The organism is Marinobacter goseongensis (genome assembly GCF_023156235.1).
Taxonomy (GTDB): domain Bacteria; phylum Pseudomonadota; class Gammaproteobacteria; order Pseudomonadales; family Oleiphilaceae; genus Marinobacter; species Marinobacter goseongensis.
The window spans coordinates 40,940-56,073 of the sequence record NZ_JAKZAI010000016.1; the positions used below are offsets into that span (position 1 = coordinate 40,940).

Here is a 15,134-nt window from a genome sequence, read left to right on the forward strand (position 1 = left end):
GAAAATTCGAGCCCCGGCCCGATGTCCTTTATCATAGCCATTCTAAACCAGACCAACCCGCGGACGAGCATCACTATGCCACTGAAATACAGAATCATTCCTGTGACCCCGTTTCAACAGAACTGTTCCCTGCTCTGGTGCGACGAAACCCGGGTCGCGGCGGTGGTCGATCCCGGTGGCGATCTGGACAAGATACGCACGGCAATGGAAGAGGAAGGCGTCACCGTCGAAAAAATCCTGCTGACCCACGCCCACATCGACCACGCCGGCGGTACGGCCGAGTTGTCCCGGGCGTTGGATATCCCCATCGAGGGGCCGCAACAGGAGGATAATTTCTGGATTCAGGGCCTGCCGATGCAGGCCCAGATGTTCGGCTTTCCGGCTCCGGAGACTTTCACCCCGAACCGCTGGCTGGAGGATGGCGAGCAGGTAACCGTCGGCAACCAGACCCTGGACGTGCTGCACTGCCCGGGCCACACGCCGGGCCACGTGGTGTTCTATCACGGGCCGTCGCAACTGGCCCTGGTGGGCGACGTGCTGTTCCAGGGCTCCATCGGCCGCACGGACTTCCCGAAAGGCGACTACAACACCCTGGTGCGTTCCATCCGCGACAAGCTGTTTCCGCTGGGCGACGACATCCGTTTCCTGCCTGGCCACGGCCCCATGTCCACCTTCGGCCACGAAAAGGCCACCAACCCGTTCGTCTCCGACCACCGGGGCTAAAAACCCGCGGGCCCTTGAGACACATCACCGGGCCCGCTATCATACCGGCCTTCTGACGATCCGCCCCAGTAGCTCATCTGGATAGAGCGTCCCCCTCCTAAGGGGAAGGTAGCAGGTTCGAGTCCTGCCTGGGGTACCACAGCCCTCTCTGGATCAGCCCACTCAGAAAATCAACGCCTCGCACTCAGCCTCCGTATAGTCCTCGGTATCGCTGGTACCAATCACCGTTGCCCGTGCCTCCGTGCCACTACCCATCACAGGCGGCGGAAGTATGCTTACTCCGTACGCGATCTCAATGCCTGAGGCTTCTGGCTCACCGATAATCCGAACAACTCCCTCATCGGGACAGCCGCCCCCGGTTGGGCGCTTCATGGTGGTTGTTGTGGAAATATCGACGTACCCATCCGTTGCGGAACCAATCAGGCGGGAATTGATGGTCACTTCGGTAATGCCGCCTTGAGACGACAGGGTGGTGACCGCATTGGTGATGGCCTTGTAGTCACCGCCACGCAAAAACTCCAGCGCATCGGTGGTGTAGGTCTCCTCACGCGGGCCGGAGCCTGCCTGTAACGGCGTGGATGTCTCCCAGGCATCGGAGCCCTGCATGGCGATCGGCTCGCTGCCGCTGACGATGGTGCCGGTCAGATCCACGATCTGGAAACCGTCCACTTCTCTGCTGCTGTCGGTCTCGGAGACCAGATTGACGTAGGTATAGGTGCCATTGAGCACCACTGTGCCGAGCTCGGCGGTTGCCAGTTGGCAGTTACGGAACTCCAGGGTGAAGTCGGTCTCGGTTTCACGGTTCAAGGTAAACGCCAGTGTGCCCGACCCGGGGTTGTCGCAGCGAACGGTCACGGTATTCCCGGACTGCCCCACGGCATCGTCCAATTCGAGGGCTGCTTCGCGGATCTCGTCAATCGACAGGTAGGTTTGCTCGGCTCCGGAATAGACATCAAGAACCTCCTGAAAATCTTGAAACCCCTCGACCAATGCTCTCTGTTCGCTGAGCCCGCCGGCATCCAGCTCTAGCTCTACACTCTCCGGTGGTGATGTTGGCGCGCCGCCTCCCCCATCGCTGCTTCCACCGCTACTGCCCCCACCACCACACGCAACCAAAGCCGACACGGTGCCGAGCACCAGAATTCTGGATGTTGTTGTTCTGACCACAGCGAACGCTCCCTTTTCAGCGGCCGGCGCGAACGGTTGAACCTGTCCGGGTCCCCCGACTTCCTTTCGCGTCTTCCCCAATCCACCTGAGGTGGTGAGTGGCCGCGGCCACCCGCCTGTTAATCACGGCTTACACCTTAAAAAGAGTAGTTCATACACCGGAAAACCGGCAGTTTTTTGCAAACATTTCACGTTACGGGTTGCCGGTTTTCAGTGCTTCCAGATCCACGGGTGCAACACCCAGGTCTCGCCAGTTTTCCGGGTGGCAGGTAAACAGCAATATCTGATGGCGGCAGGCGGCGTCGAACAGGATGCGTTTCATCTGTTCCAGGCGCTGTTTGTCACTGTGCACCAGGGTGTCATCGAGAATGATCAGCGTGGGCCGGCCCGCTTCCTGCAACAGATCGGCGTAGGCAAAACGGCTGACCAACCCCATCTGCTCGCGGGCGCCAAAGCTCAGCTCCTGGAGCGCACCCCGCTCCTGCCCCTGCTGGCCGGTGCGGGTCAGTTGCCCCGGGACCAGGTGGTCGTCCACTTCCAGGCTGGCTTTAGGAAACAGCACGCCCAGGTAGTGGTTCAAATGCTTCTGCAACGGTGCCTGTAGCCGCCGCGTCAGCGCCTGGCGCTTGTCCTGCAGCAGCCCCAACAACAGGTCCAGCGCCTCGGCGCGGCGATGCAGTTCCTGGTAGCGTCGGCGCACATGCTCCAGGCGGGCGGCCAGTTCGTCACGTTGCTCCTCGAGCCCCTCGGCGCCCTGGCTCTCCAGCTTGCTCTGCAACCCGGTCAATTCCAGGGCCTCTTTCTGGTGGCCTTTTTCCAGCTGCTCGGCGCTCGCTCTGAACCGCTCCATGTCCTGCCGGATCAGTTCCGGACGAGCCTCATCAATCTGGCTCTGGCGCTGGCTGACCGACTGCTTCAGCCGAGCTTCCCGCTCGCCTGTCTCCATCACAGACTGCTGCAGGCTCTTGAGCGTAGCCTGGCGCTCGGGATCGTCCAGCTCATTCTTGAGCTGCTGCCATTCCGCTTGCGCCGTCGCCAGGTTCTGTGCCGACGCAAACTGCTGTTTGCTGTGTTCCTGCAGTTGCCCGTCGGCCTCACGCAGTTGTTGCTCGGCCGCTTCCAGTGCGGCCTCGGCACCGGCCAGCGGAGGGGTGTCCACATTGGCTGGCGGCAACACCTGATGTTCGTTTTGCAGCTGGCTCAACCGCCCCGACAGTTCCTGCTGCTGGGCTTCCAGGGTTTCCACGCCGCGCGGTGCCACTGACCCCAGCAGTGCTTCCAGCCGTTCAATGGTTTGCTGACACTGCAAGTGCTCGGCGGCACGCTGCTCGGCCTGCTCAAGCGCGGTAACATTGAGAGCTTTCAGCTGGCCGTCGTAATCTTCCTGCAAACGCTCCAGCTGGCGCTGAACCCTGGAAAGATCATCCCCGCCCGGAGTGATGGTCAGTTGGCCGAGGCCGGGTAGCAGCAGGGTGGATTCCGCCAGCAACAAGCGGTCGCCCTCACCTTCCACGACTTCGCCGTCGACGGAGAGGGAGCGACCATGGTCAAGCTGGTAATGAAGCCGGGTGGCAATGGCACGGGAGCGAATGCGCTCCTCCTCGAGCCGGCGGTGAATGCCGCGGAGGTTCTCCAGGCCGGCCACATCAATCAGGTTGGCCTGCTGTTGCTTGCGGGCGTTCTTCAGCTCTGCCAGATAGTCACGGGCCCGGACCAGGGTCTGTTCCAGCGCGTCCAGTTGCTGGCGCACCTGCCGCAGCTCTGTGTCCAGGCGGGCCCGGCGCTCCTGTTCCTTGGCAGCGCGAACCTGGCCGCGGGCACTCTCATAGGCCTGTTTCGCCCTGGCCTGGGTTTCGGTCACCCGGGCCTCGCGGTTCTTCAGGGCCTCTTCCGCCTCGCGGCAGGCTTTCAGGTGCCCGGCACGGCTTTCGAGTTTCTGGCTGGCCACCTCTGCCTGCTGCTGTTGCTGTCGCAGCAGCCTGAGATTCTGCTGGCAGTCCACCAGCGCCTGCTGCTCACGCTGCTGCGCCTGTTGCCATTGTTCAATCTCACGGAAGCACTGCTCAGCCTCCTGCAGGTTCTTGCGGGCGGTCTCCCAGGGTCGTTCCTGTTCATTCTGCTGATGGCGCTGGCGCAACTCGCCAAGCCGATCCACCAGGGTCTGATACTGGCTGATGCGCTCATCCAGCGCGGACAGCTCGGTCTCCAGACTCTGCTGCTCGTCCCTCAGCCGGGCGTATTCTCCGCGGGGTTTTCCGGTACCGGTGAGCAGTTCCGCGCGCTGGCTCTGCACCTGCTGGATCACGTCATCACCGCCGGTGCTGGCCACCTCGCCCAACAGACTGTTCAGTGCGGATTTGAGATGGTCGCCGGCATACGCCACCGCGTCATGAACATTCTGCCCGCTGCCCTGCTCCACCCACAGCAGACCGGGTATGCCCCAGTGTTTATCCTGGCTGGCGCCTCGGGAAGCGAACTGGAAACCCAGCAGATCCGCCAGTTTGTCCTCGGCTTCCTCACCGGACCAGGATTCGCCGCCCACGCTCAGGTCACAGCGTTTCTGCTGGAGGAAGCGTTTCTTCAGGTGCCAGGGCTGATCCTGAGCAACAAACTCCAGCTCCACCGAAGGCGCCGCCGAGGAATCGCCCCAGGGGCGCAGATCGTCCACGCTGCTGGAGCGGTGGCGCTCGAAGAAGGCCGCACGGATGGCACGCACCAGGGTGCTCTTGCCGGACTCGTTGGGGCCATGAATCACATTCAGACCGGGGTTCAGATCGGTCAGTGTGAACGGTTGGCGAAACTGTCGCAGCTGCTCGATGCGAAGACCCTGTATCTTCATGACGGCTGCTCCCCGCTGACCCTGGCACCATGGCCATCCGCCGCACTGGCGTTAGAGCCACTGCGATCCATCAACAGGCCGGTGAGTATCGCCAGGGCGTCCCGTGCCGGCAGTGCGCGGGCTCCGTCGTCACTGGCTTGTTGCTCCCGCAGCTCAGTGATCACATCGCCCAGATAGCCATCGGCATTCAATTCGGCAATATCGTCATCGGTGGGCTGCAGCGACAACCCGCTGCGGTCACACTGCACGCTGCGGTGTTTTGCTTCCGCCACTGATAATGCCCGGAGCAGACGGCGCTCCCCGGCCAGGTCCACCTCGCCGGTGAGCCTCAGGTCCACCACCGCTGGCGCTTCCAATTCCTCGAGCCGGGCCAGCACTTGGTCCAGATCGGTCGGCACATTGAGGTGCTCGCGCCATTGCACCCACTCGAATTGCCCGATGCGATGGGGCATCACGTTGGGCTCAGTGCCCGGTGCGCCGATGTTGACAATCAGCGCCACCCCCGCATCATTGTTACGGAATCGCTCCGGTTCCGGCGTGCCGCTGTACCAGGTGCGGGGATTAATCTGTTTGACACCGTGCCAGTCGCCCAGCGCCAGGTAATCCAGCCGCGCCCGCTCTACCCGGTCCGGGTCGATGGGATTGGCGGAATCGATGCCCTCGGCCAGCACGCCCTGCACGCTGCCATGGGCCAGCCCAACCCGGATCAGGGCTGGCGCCGTTTGCCACTGATCAAACGCCTCGGTGAGATCACTGTGAGTATGGCGCTGGGTCAGCGGGGCCGCCAGAACCGCCATGCTCTGCTCCGGCAATTCCACCACGCCCGGCGCCAGCGCCAGATGAACATTTGCCGGCACGGCACCGAGGCGCTGGGCGCGGGTCCAGACACTCTCGGCCAGCGCCGCATCGTGGTTGCCGGGCAACATGACCCAGGGGCCTTCAAAGGCGGCCAGGGCGTTGAATACCCGGCGAATGGTGCGGTCCGATACGGTCTGGGCGTCAAACACGTCGCCCGCCACCACCACCGCGTCGCACTGTTCATCCACCGCCAGCTGCGCCAGCCGCTCAATAGCGGTGTATCGGGCTTCCGCGAGCGCAACCGCATCGTCGTTGTCGAAACGGCTGTAATAACGGCCTATCTGCCAGTCAGCGGTGTGAAGAAAGCGGGGCATCGGATTTCCTTTGGCTCTGGAGAACAATATCAGGGGGATAAATCCGCCGTTAACTCTACGTTCAAACGGCGACGAACGAAAGTCTGGCCCGGTTTATGCAGACACCGGGATATATAACCCTGCAAGCGTTCGATTTTTGTCGCCACCTACAGGTGACAATGGGAGGTTACCAGCCGTGTCGCTGCTTACATCACTGATCAAGGCCAGCACCCAGTTCCAGAGTGCACTGGAGAAACGCCCTGCAGCCGCTGCCGACCAGCCAGCCGGCAAGGCCGGCGATGCGGTGGCTGTGGATCAGCCGTCATCACCCACCGATGACCGCTTTACCCGCACTGCACCGCAGAATCCAGACCTGGCGGCGTTGAAATCCCGCCAGCTGTCGGTCACCGATTACAAGCAGACCGTGGGGCAGGATCTTGCCTTCGTAAGGGAAACCCTACGGCACAAACTTGCCGAGTACGGGATGCACCCGGCCACGGCGATCAATGTCACCAAAGGTGATAACGGCAATGTGCAGGTGGAAGGCAAGGTGCCGGAAGCCAAGCGCGGCCAGATTGAACAGGATCTGAATAATAACAAGGGATTTCAGGATGCGTTCAGCCGCCTGAGCGTCAACGAGCCCACCCTGCACTTCGTGGACAACGCACTGAAGCTGAACCGTGCCTATGGCGTCAATAATTCGTTACTGGACACTCTGGTCAGCGACAACCAGCAGTTCAATGGCCTGCAGGATCTGGTGCACCGCTACGACACCATGCGCAAGACCGTCAGCTCCGAGCAGCTGGAGGCGGCGGGCGTCCGCAAGAATTACGCATTCAACTTCAACACCCGCGCCTAGGTTGCCGCAGTCGCGTCAGGCACAATCTGTCGCGCCGGACTTACTGAAAGGGTTCCGGATCGCCCTTGCCGACCCGCGTCACCTCTGGCACATCACCGGTCATGTTGACAACAGTAGTGGCTTCAAACCCGCAGAAACCACCATCGATGATCAGGTCGAGCTCGTGTTCCAGAGTGTCGCGGATCTCGTAGGGGTCTGTCATCGGATCGGACTCACCGGGCAGAATCAGCGTACTGCTCATGATCGGCTCGCCCAGCTCACCCAGTAACGCTTGCACGATGGGGTTGTCCGGCACCCGCAAGCCAATGGTCCGGCGCTTGGGATGCAGCAACCGGCGTGGCACCTCGCTGGTGGAATCCAGAATGAAGGTATAGGGCCCGGGGGTGAACGTTTTCAGCAACCGGTACTGGGTGTTGTCCACTTTTGCATAAACCCCGATGTCAGACAGGTCACGGCACATCAGGGTGAAGTTGTGTTTGTCATCCAGCTTGCGCACTCGCTTGATGCGGTCCGCCGCCTGCTTGTCCCCGAGGTGGCAGCCAATGGCGTAAGCCGAATCGGTCGGATACACAATCACCCCGCCGTTGCGAAGGATATCCACCGCCTGATTGATCAGCCGTTTTTGCGGCGTTTCCGGGTGTATCTGGAAAAACTGGCTCATTGAGGCTCTCCCGAGGCCATCGCCGGATCTTTTTTCGATCCGCCCATACAGTTGGGAGACTCCGGCGCGGCCTGCCCGGAGGCCACCCACTCCTTTGGTGAGTAGAGATGCAACGCCAGGGCGTGAACCTCGCCCGCCAGCTCGTCCGCCAGCACGGTGTAGATGGCCTGATGGCGCTTCACTTTCATTTGCCCGTCGAAATCCGGCGATACCAGCGTCACCTTGAAGTGGGTTTCGGAATTGGGCGGCACGCTGTGCTTGTGGCTTTCATTGGCCACCTGCAGATGATCGACGGCAAACGCCGAGGACAGTTTCTGCTCGATCGAATTCTGAATTTTCATGGGTCATTCTGCTCCTTTTCGCGCTTCCTCGCGCGAACTTCATATCAGTACCTGACGCCAGTCTACTACAGAGCCCGCCAGCCTTGACACAACAAGGCCAAAAGGCCATCTTCCTTTCCCGATCCGAACACGCTCGATGCCATGCAACTGTATATTGCCGAAAAGCCTAGCCTGGGCCGCGCCATCGCCGCGGCGCTGCCTGCGCCCCACCAGAAAGGGCCGGGGTGGATTCGCTGTGGCCAAGGGAATGAGGCCGTCACCGTCAGCTGGTGCATCGGGCATCTGCTGGAGCCGGCGGAACCGGGCAGCTACGACCCCCGATGGCAGAAATGGCGCCAGGAAGATCTGCCACTGTTTCCCGAGCGTTGGGAAGTCGCCCCCAAAGACAGCGTGCGCCAGCAGCTCAACGTGCTGGAGTCCCTGATCCGCCAGGCCGATACCATCGTGCACGCCGGCGATCCGGACCGCGAAGGCCAGCTGCTGGTGGATGAAGTGATCCGCTATTTCGGGGCCACCTGTCCGGTTCAGCGGATCCTGATCAACGACCTGACCCCGGCGGCCGTGGCCCGCGCTATCCAGAGCCCGAAAGACAACCGCGAGTACCGGCGGCTGTCGCACTCCGCGCTGGCTCGCCAGCGCGCGGACTGGCTGTATGGCATCAACCTGACCCGCTTCTACACGCTCAGCTATCAGCAGCAGGGACAGCAGGGGGTTTACTCGGTCGGCCGCGTACAAACGCCGGTGCTGGGCCTGGTGGTCGAACGCGACCACACCATTGAACACTTCGAGCCCAAACCGTTTTATCGCATCGAAGCCACCTGCCACGGCATTGAACCGGACAGCGATCCGTCACCGTTTACCGCGCGCTGGCTGCCTGACGAGACCTTCCGCGAGCACCTCGACGAAGAGGACCGCCTGCTCGACAAAGCCTCCGCCGAGCAGATCGCCGGCGCAGTGGGAGGCCGGCCAGGCACCATCACCGAATCCCGGTTCCGCGACCGCAACGAGTCGCCGCCGCTGCCGCTGTCGCTGTCGGCGTTGCAGATCGAAGCTGGGCGGCTGTTCCGCATGGGCGCAAAGGACGTTCTGGATACCGCGCAGAATCTCTACGAGCGGCACCAGCTGATCACCTATCCCCGCTCCGACTGCCGCCACCTGCCGGAGGGCCACTACGATCAGCGCCAGGGGGTAATTCGGGCCATCGGCCAGGTGGATAGCGAATTGACCCGGGCCTGTGAGCAGGCCGATCTGACCCGACGCACTGCGGCGTGGAATGACAAACAGGTGGATGCCCACCACGCCATCATCCCCACCAGCCGGCCAGCAGCCAACGGCAAACTGACCGCAGCGGAAACGAAGATCTACAACCTGATCGCCCGTTTCTACCTGATGCAGTTCAGCGCCGATGCCGTGCATCGCGAGGGCCGGCTGACCGTCACCATCGGCGAGCACCGCTTCCGTGCGACAGAAACGGCGATACTGACTCCGGGCTGGAAAACCCTTGAAATCAAACTGCGGGAAGCCGCCCAGGAGGCCCGCAAGGCACCGCTGCCACGGCTCGGAAAAGGCGAGCCGGCCCTATGCGACCAGACCGCCATCCGCGAGCGCAAGACCCAGCCGCCGCAGCACTTCACTGACGCCACCCTGTTGTCAGCGATGACCAACATTGCACGCTTCGTGAGCGATCCGGAACTGCGCAAAACGTTGCGGGAAACCGATGGGCTGGGTACCGAAGCCACCCGCGCGGCGATCATCGACACCCTGTTCAAGCGCGATTACCTGTACCGCGACAGCCGCCATATCAAGGCAACCGATAAGGGCAAGGCGTTGATCGGCGCATTGCCGGACACCGTCAGCAAACCCGACATGACCGCCCTCTGGGAAGCCACGCTGGAAACCATAAAGCGTGGCGAGGGGGACCCCAGGCAGTTCCTGGCGGACCTGAAACAGCAGATCAGCGGTTTCATCCGCACCCGCCCGGGCATCGGCAGCGCGCCGGGCGCCGATCAACCGGCGGCGCCCCACTGCCCCAAATGCCGGACCGCGATGCGGGAGCGGGAGGGTAAATTCGGCCGCTTCTGGGCCTGCACCCGCTTTCCCGACTGTAACGGCACCCGGCCGCTGGAAGACAGCGCGCCCGCCGACGGCACCAGCCAGAAGCCGGTGCCCTGCCCCCATTGTTTCTCCCCGCTGGTGCGGCGCAAGGGTAAAAAAGGCTGGTTCTGGGGCTGCAGTAATTTCCCCACCTGCCGACAAACAGTTGATGACAATGACGGAACACCTGCCGTTCGTTTACGCAATTCTACATAACGACACTGAAGGTAAATCCGTGATCTGTGATAATGCTCAACGTCACCAAAACTTTAATCGGTGGAACGTCACCCCCGGGAGATGCTTGATGCGCATAGCTTTGCTTGAAGATGAACATGAACAGGCGCAGCACGTTCAGTCCATTCTTTCAGAGCGCGGACACCACTGTGACAGCTTCCCCACGGGGCAGTCGTTTCTGAGCGCCGTGCTGCACCGAAGTTACGACCTGCTGATTCTTGACTGGCAGATACCGGACATGACCGGTATCGATGTGCTGGAAAACGTGCGGGCTCAGCTCAACTGGCCGATTCCGGTGGTGTTCCTGACCCAGCGCGACAGCGAATCTGACATCGTTCGTGCCCTCGACGCCGGCGCCGATGATTACCTGGCCAAGCCGGCCCGCGAGGCCGAACTGGTTGCGCGCATCAACGCGCTGGCCCGCCGCACCAACCCGGACAACGAAAAAGAGCTGCTCACCTACGGGCCTTTCGAGATTAATACCCAGCAGCGCAGTATTCTGCTCCACGGACAGGCGTTGACGCTGACCGACAAGGATTTCGACCTGACCCTGTTCCTGTTTCAAAACCAGGGCCGGCTGCTGACCCGCGAAATGCTGCTGGAGCGCGTGTGGGGCCTGGCCCGCGACATCAACACCCGCACCGTGGACACCCACATGAGCCGCCTGCGCCGACGCCTGGGACTGAACCCGGAAAACGGCTTCCGGATCAAGACTATCTACCAGCGCGGTTACCGTCTCGAAGCCATGAAAGCCAACGAATCGGCCGATCCGGTCGCGACCGCGGACCACGCCTGACATGAAATCAGGTTCCTACGGCAACCGGCTCATCCGTGCCGTGATCCCAGCGTTACTGACGCTGGTCTTTGCCGTACCCGTGCATGCGGAACTGTCTGTCACCCGGGGCTCCACCGCCTCTAAAAACGCCTCCCAGCAAAGCAGTTCAGTACCGGAGTGGCTGTACACACTGCGCCCGGGTGAAAGCTTCAGTGAAGTCGCCGACGTATTGCTGAACCGCAATGTGCGCCCGGAACAGGTCTTGCGCTACAACAGCATCGGTAACAGTGCCTCCATTGGCGAAGGCGACGCACTGCGTATTCCCCTGACCTGGCTGAAGCGGCAACCGGACCCGGCGCGGGTCGTTGCAGTGTCTGGCCAGGTACACCACATCTCCGGAAACAACGGGCGCAAACAACCACTGGGCAATGACGCCCTTGTGCGCGTAGGAGACGAGATTCTGTCCGGATCGGGAACCGCTACCGTGGAACTGGCAGACGGCTCCCTGGTGCGCATATCCCCCGATTCCCGGCTGATCTTCAACCGGCTGACCCAGTATGGTAAATCCGGCATGGTCGATACCCGTCTGCGGCTGGATCATGGCGAAGTGCACACCCAGGTCAAGCCGGTGATCGAAGGCGGCTCACGCTTCGAGATAGAAACCCCGTCCGCCGTGGCCGCGGTTCGCGGCACCGCGTTCTCCATGCGGTCCGGCCCGGGCATCACCAGCCTTCAGGTCACCGAGGGTGAGGTCAACTTTGGCGCTCCAGGTCGCACCCGCAACATCCCGGCCGGTTACAGTGCCAGCGTGTCAACCGCCGCCAGCGGCAACCTGAGCATTCGCCGTTTACCGCCGGCGCCGGCAGTGAATCCGCTGGCACCGCAACTGAACCGTTTACCGACCAAACTGAGCTGGCAGGCGAGCGCCGCACCGGCACACCGCCTCGACATATTCGACGCCGAATCCGGGCGTTGGGTCGACAGCCGCCGTGTTAATGGCAGCCAATACAAGCTCAACCTGCTCGATAACGGCACTTACAAGATTCATCTGGCCGCCCTGGACGACCGCGGGATGCCCGGCATGCCCAGTATCCTGGAGGTGGAAGTGGATCTGCGGGCACAGGCTGCCAAACTGCTGGCCCCACAGGCCGGGGCGACCGTGGATGATGACATGCCGGAATTCAGCTGGGAGCTCACCGGCAGCAACGAAGTGGCCCGGATCGAAATTGCCGAGGACGACTCATTCCGCCGGCTGATCGCCACCAGCGAGTGGGCGCCGGATACCGAAGCTCTGCCGTCACGGGCGTTGTCACCCGGCACTTATTACTGGCGCGTGGTCAGTGAGGCCGGCGGCAACTCGGTGGCCACCAGCAAGCCGCAATCCTTCACCGTGAACGGAACACTGCCGCCGGTTCGTATCATCAGTGTAAATTACGTGGACAACCAGGTTCGGGTGTTCTGGGAAAGCGTTGATACCGCCTCGGACTACCGGCTGCAGCTCGCCGAAGAGCCCGGATTCAACAACATTATCAAGGAGGCAACGCTGTCGGATACAACCGCGGCCTTGCGCCTGATTCCCGGAAGGCGTTATTTTGTGCGCCTGAAGGCTCTTTCTGATGGTCCGCTGGCAAGCCGCTGGGGACCTGGGAGGGAACTGTACCTGGAATAATCCATCGCACCTGAACATCTGACAGCAGGGCTCATGACTCGGGATTGGCTGGCCATAAAAACGACTCCCCTGACCCTGGGCATACCGCTACTAGGCATTCTGCTGTTACTGCAGATGACCGCCCTGCCTCAACGGTTTGATTACTGGCTGTTCGATGCGGAAGTCACCACCAGCCCGGCGCCCCTCTCTGAAGACGTAGTGCTGGTCGAAATTGACGAATTGAGCCTTGACCGCCTTGGCCGTTGGCCATGGCCCCGCGACATTCACGCCCGGTTAATTGAAAAACTCCACGCCGCGGGCGCTGACACTCTGGTTTTTGACATCCTGTTTCCGGAACCGTCGCCGTACGATGCCGAGTTGGCCGCGGCCATGCGGTCACACGGCAAAGTCGTCTTGCCCCTGTACCTGTCGCCCGCAACGCGGAACTACCTGATCAGCGAACAGCTACCGACAAACACTCTGGCGTCTGCCGCCTACGCCATGGGGCACGCCCACGTCGAGCTGGACGCAGACGGCATCGCACGGGGCCTGTATCTGCGGAACGGCCTCGGTGACAGGCTCTGGCCAAGCCTCGCCATGGCCGCATACAACGATCCGGAAACGGCCTACGTGGGCGGAGAAAGCGGCAGCGCCGCCGCGTTCATGAATATCCGCAAACATTACCGTGCCGTGCCTCTGGCCGGCGAAGCCGGCACCCTGCCCAGTTATTCGTATTTCGAGGTGCTGTCCGAGCAGCCCGCGCCGGATCGGTTCCGCGGCAAAACCGTATTCATCGGGGCCACCGCGCCGGGCTTCGGTGACATACTGCCCACCCCCTTCTCCGGGCTGAACCGGCCCATGTCCGGTGTGGAATTCCACGCCAACAGCTTTTCGGCGCTCACCGGCAACGAGTTGATCACCCCACTGCCGCGGGCACTGTCGATCGCCACGGCGGTGCTCACCATCGTCTTTCTTGCGCTGGCACTGCCCCGTATGCGCCCGACGCGCACGCTGATGCTGTGTCTCACGGTAACGGTGGCCCTGGTGGTGGTGCACAGCCTGCTGCTGCTCGGCGCGCGCCTGTGGCTGCCCATTGCCAACGCGCTGCTGATGCCGTTCTTCGCATTTCCCGTGGCCAGTGGCCTGCGTCTGGCAATGACCAACCGGTTTCTCAACCGGCAGCTGGATGATCTGGCCCGGGGGCCACACATGGCACTGCCCGAGCCCTCCCGGCGCAACCCGGCACAATTGCTGGAGCATTTTCAGGCCCTGTTGCAGCCCCGGGGCTGGTGGCTGTCCGAAGACGACGATCTCCTCAGCAGCCATCAGCTGTACGCTGAGGAGATCCCGCCCCTGCAGCCGGACCAGTGGCTGCATACCAACAACCAGAGCTGGATCCAACTGCAGCGAGGCCGGAAGCGCTACACCCTGGGCCTGCTACTGCCCAACGACCTGAGCCGTGAAGCGATCCAGCGATACCTGCGCAGGCTGCCTCTGGGCGCTGCGGAGCAGGAACAGAAGCCGACGAAGCCCAGCGAGAATATCTCCGCGCGGATTGAGCGGGTAAAACTCGCCACTGACCGCCTGAACAACCTGCAGCAGTTCATTCGCCGCAGCTTCGAGCGCATGCCCGATGGCATTATCGTCACCGACGAGCTAGGGGTGATCCGCTTTGCCAACGGCCACATTGAAGAATGGTTCCACGAGCCCATGCCCAGCCTCGCTGGCCTGCCCCTGGTGCGCCTGCTGGAAGGCCATGACCCGAGGGAGACGCCGCCCTGGCACGAAACCGTGTCCGAGACACTGACTCTGAACCAGAGTCGCACTGTGGACCTGAACATCGGCGACAAGGACTTCCTGATCCACTTCGCGCCATTCGCGCTGCCCGACAGCGAACAGAGCGGCATTATCGCCAACATTTCCGACATCTCCGAGTTGCGGGCACAACAACGCCAGCACCGGGAAGCCATCGACTTCATCTCCCACGACGTGCGTTCGCCGCTGGTGTCCCAGCTTGCGCTCATCGAACAACTCAAACGCAACCCGGGTCACATTGAACCGGGCCAGCTGGAGCAGCTCGGCCGCCTGGCGCGCCGCAGCTACCACCTGGCGGAGGAGTTCGTGCAACTCGCGCGGGCCGAGCAACTGACAGAAACACGGTTCTACGATTGCGAATTCCTCGCCATTGTCGAGAATGCCCGAGACAGCGTCAGTGAACAGGCCGCCGAGAAAGGCATCCATCTGGCGCTGCAGGGCAACGAGGATCTGTGGCTGAAAGGCAATGCGGAATTGCTGGAACGGGCGGTGATCAATCTGCTGACGAATGCGGTGCAATACAGCCCCGGCGGCTCAACGGTAAGTATTCAGGTGTTCCGGGCCGGACACCAGGCCTGCCTGACCGTCAGCGACGAAGGCAGTGGCATTGCCCCCGAGGAGCTTCCGCACCTGTTCGACCGATACCGGCGGCAGAAAAGCAGTGAATTGTCAGGCAACCACGGCACCGGTCTGGGGCTGTCGTTTGTGAATGTTGTGGTGGAAAAGCACCGGGGGGAAATTGCCGTGAGCTCTGAGCTCGGGGAAGGCTCGGCGTTTACCCTCAAACTGCCCGTAGCCGACCCCTTACCGAACTCCTGACGATCCGG

The 15,134-nt window shown here is 62.1% G+C and carries 11 protein-coding genes and 1 tRNA gene; 7 read left to right on the plus strand and 5 right to left on the minus strand.

What is annotated here, in order from left to right; translation table 11 throughout:
• The first annotated feature begins 75 nt into the window (after nt 1–75).
• Both MLC70_RS14435 and MLC70_RS14440 read left to right on the plus strand, forming a co-directional pair.
• Nucleotides 76–723 (plus strand): MBL fold metallo-hydrolase, encoded by a 648-nt coding sequence (locus MLC70_RS14435; protein ID WP_282448476.1) that lies wholly within the window; start codon nt 76–78, stop codon nt 721–723.
• A 62-nt stretch (nt 724–785) separates the two neighbouring features.
• Nucleotides 786–862 (plus strand) — tRNA-Arg (locus MLC70_RS14440).
• Nucleotides 863–885: 23 nt separating this feature from the next.
• Here the strand turns inward: MLC70_RS14440 and MLC70_RS14445 are convergent.
• From MLC70_RS14445 to MLC70_RS14455, 3 genes are all read right to left on the minus strand, one after another.
• Nucleotides 886–1,890 (minus strand): hypothetical protein, encoded by a 1,005-nt coding sequence (locus tag MLC70_RS14445; protein WP_248184950.1) that lies wholly within the window; start codon nt 1,888–1,890, stop codon nt 886–888.
• 193 nt (nt 1,891–2,083) lie between these two features.
• Nucleotides 2,084–4,729 (minus strand): AAA family ATPase, encoded by a 2,646-nt coding sequence (locus MLC70_RS14450; protein ID WP_248184951.1) that lies wholly within the window; start codon nt 4,727–4,729, stop codon nt 2,084–2,086.
• Entirely contained in the window at nt 4,726–5,901 is a 1,176-nt protein-coding gene (locus MLC70_RS14455) for a metallophosphoesterase family protein (RefSeq protein ID WP_248184952.1), read from the minus strand. The genes MLC70_RS14450 and MLC70_RS14455 overlap by 4 nt, the downstream gene beginning before the upstream one ends.
• Nucleotides 5,902–6,076: 175 nt before the next feature.
• Here MLC70_RS14455 and MLC70_RS14460 point away from each other — a divergent pair, with 175 nt between their 5' ends.
• A complete protein-coding gene (locus tag MLC70_RS14460; protein ID WP_248184953.1) occupies nt 6,077–6,739 on the plus strand; it encodes a hypothetical protein in 663 nt (220 codons plus the stop codon).
• A gap of 40 nt (nt 6,740–6,779) precedes the next feature.
• Here the strand turns inward: MLC70_RS14460 and MLC70_RS14465 are convergent, their stop codons facing one another.
• Both MLC70_RS14465 and MLC70_RS14470 read right to left on the minus strand, forming a co-directional pair.
• Entirely contained in the window at nt 6,780–7,400 is a 621-nt protein-coding gene (locus MLC70_RS14465) for an L-threonylcarbamoyladenylate synthase (protein ID WP_248184955.1), read from the minus strand.
• On the minus strand, nt 7,397–7,741 hold the full coding sequence (locus MLC70_RS14470) for a BolA family protein (protein ID WP_248184957.1): 345 nt from the start codon (nt 7,739–7,741) through the stop codon (nt 7,397–7,399). Before MLC70_RS14470 ends, MLC70_RS14465 begins: the two co-directional genes overlap by 4 nt.
• A 141-nt stretch (nt 7,742–7,882) precedes the next feature.
• On the opposite strand from MLC70_RS14470, the gene MLC70_RS14475 reads away from it, so the two are divergent.
• The 4 genes from MLC70_RS14475 to MLC70_RS14490 all read left to right on the plus strand — a co-directional run bounded on the left by MLC70_RS14475 (nt 7,883) and on the right by MLC70_RS14490 (nt 15,126).
• Nucleotides 7,883–10,051 carry a DNA topoisomerase III gene (locus MLC70_RS14475; RefSeq protein ID WP_248184958.1) on the plus strand — a complete coding sequence of 723 codons (2,169 nt, stop codon included), beginning with the start codon at nt 7,883–7,885 and terminating at the stop codon, nt 10,049–10,051.
• 88 nt (nt 10,052–10,139) lie between these two features.
• Complete coding sequence (locus MLC70_RS14480; protein ID WP_248184961.1) at nt 10,140–10,865, plus strand: response regulator transcription factor; 726 nt, start codon at nt 10,140–10,142, stop codon at nt 10,863–10,865.
• Between the two features lies 1 nt (nt 10,866).
• Nucleotides 10,867–12,513 (plus strand): FecR family protein, encoded by a 1,647-nt coding sequence (locus MLC70_RS14485; RefSeq protein ID WP_248184962.1) that lies wholly within the window; start codon nt 10,867–10,869, stop codon nt 12,511–12,513.
• 33 nt (nt 12,514–12,546) lie between these two features.
• Nucleotides 12,547–15,126, plus strand: coding sequence for a CHASE2 domain-containing protein (locus MLC70_RS14490; RefSeq protein ID WP_248184964.1), 2,580 nt, complete (start codon nt 12,547–12,549; stop codon nt 15,124–15,126).
• Nucleotides 15,127–15,134 lie beyond the last annotated feature (8 nt).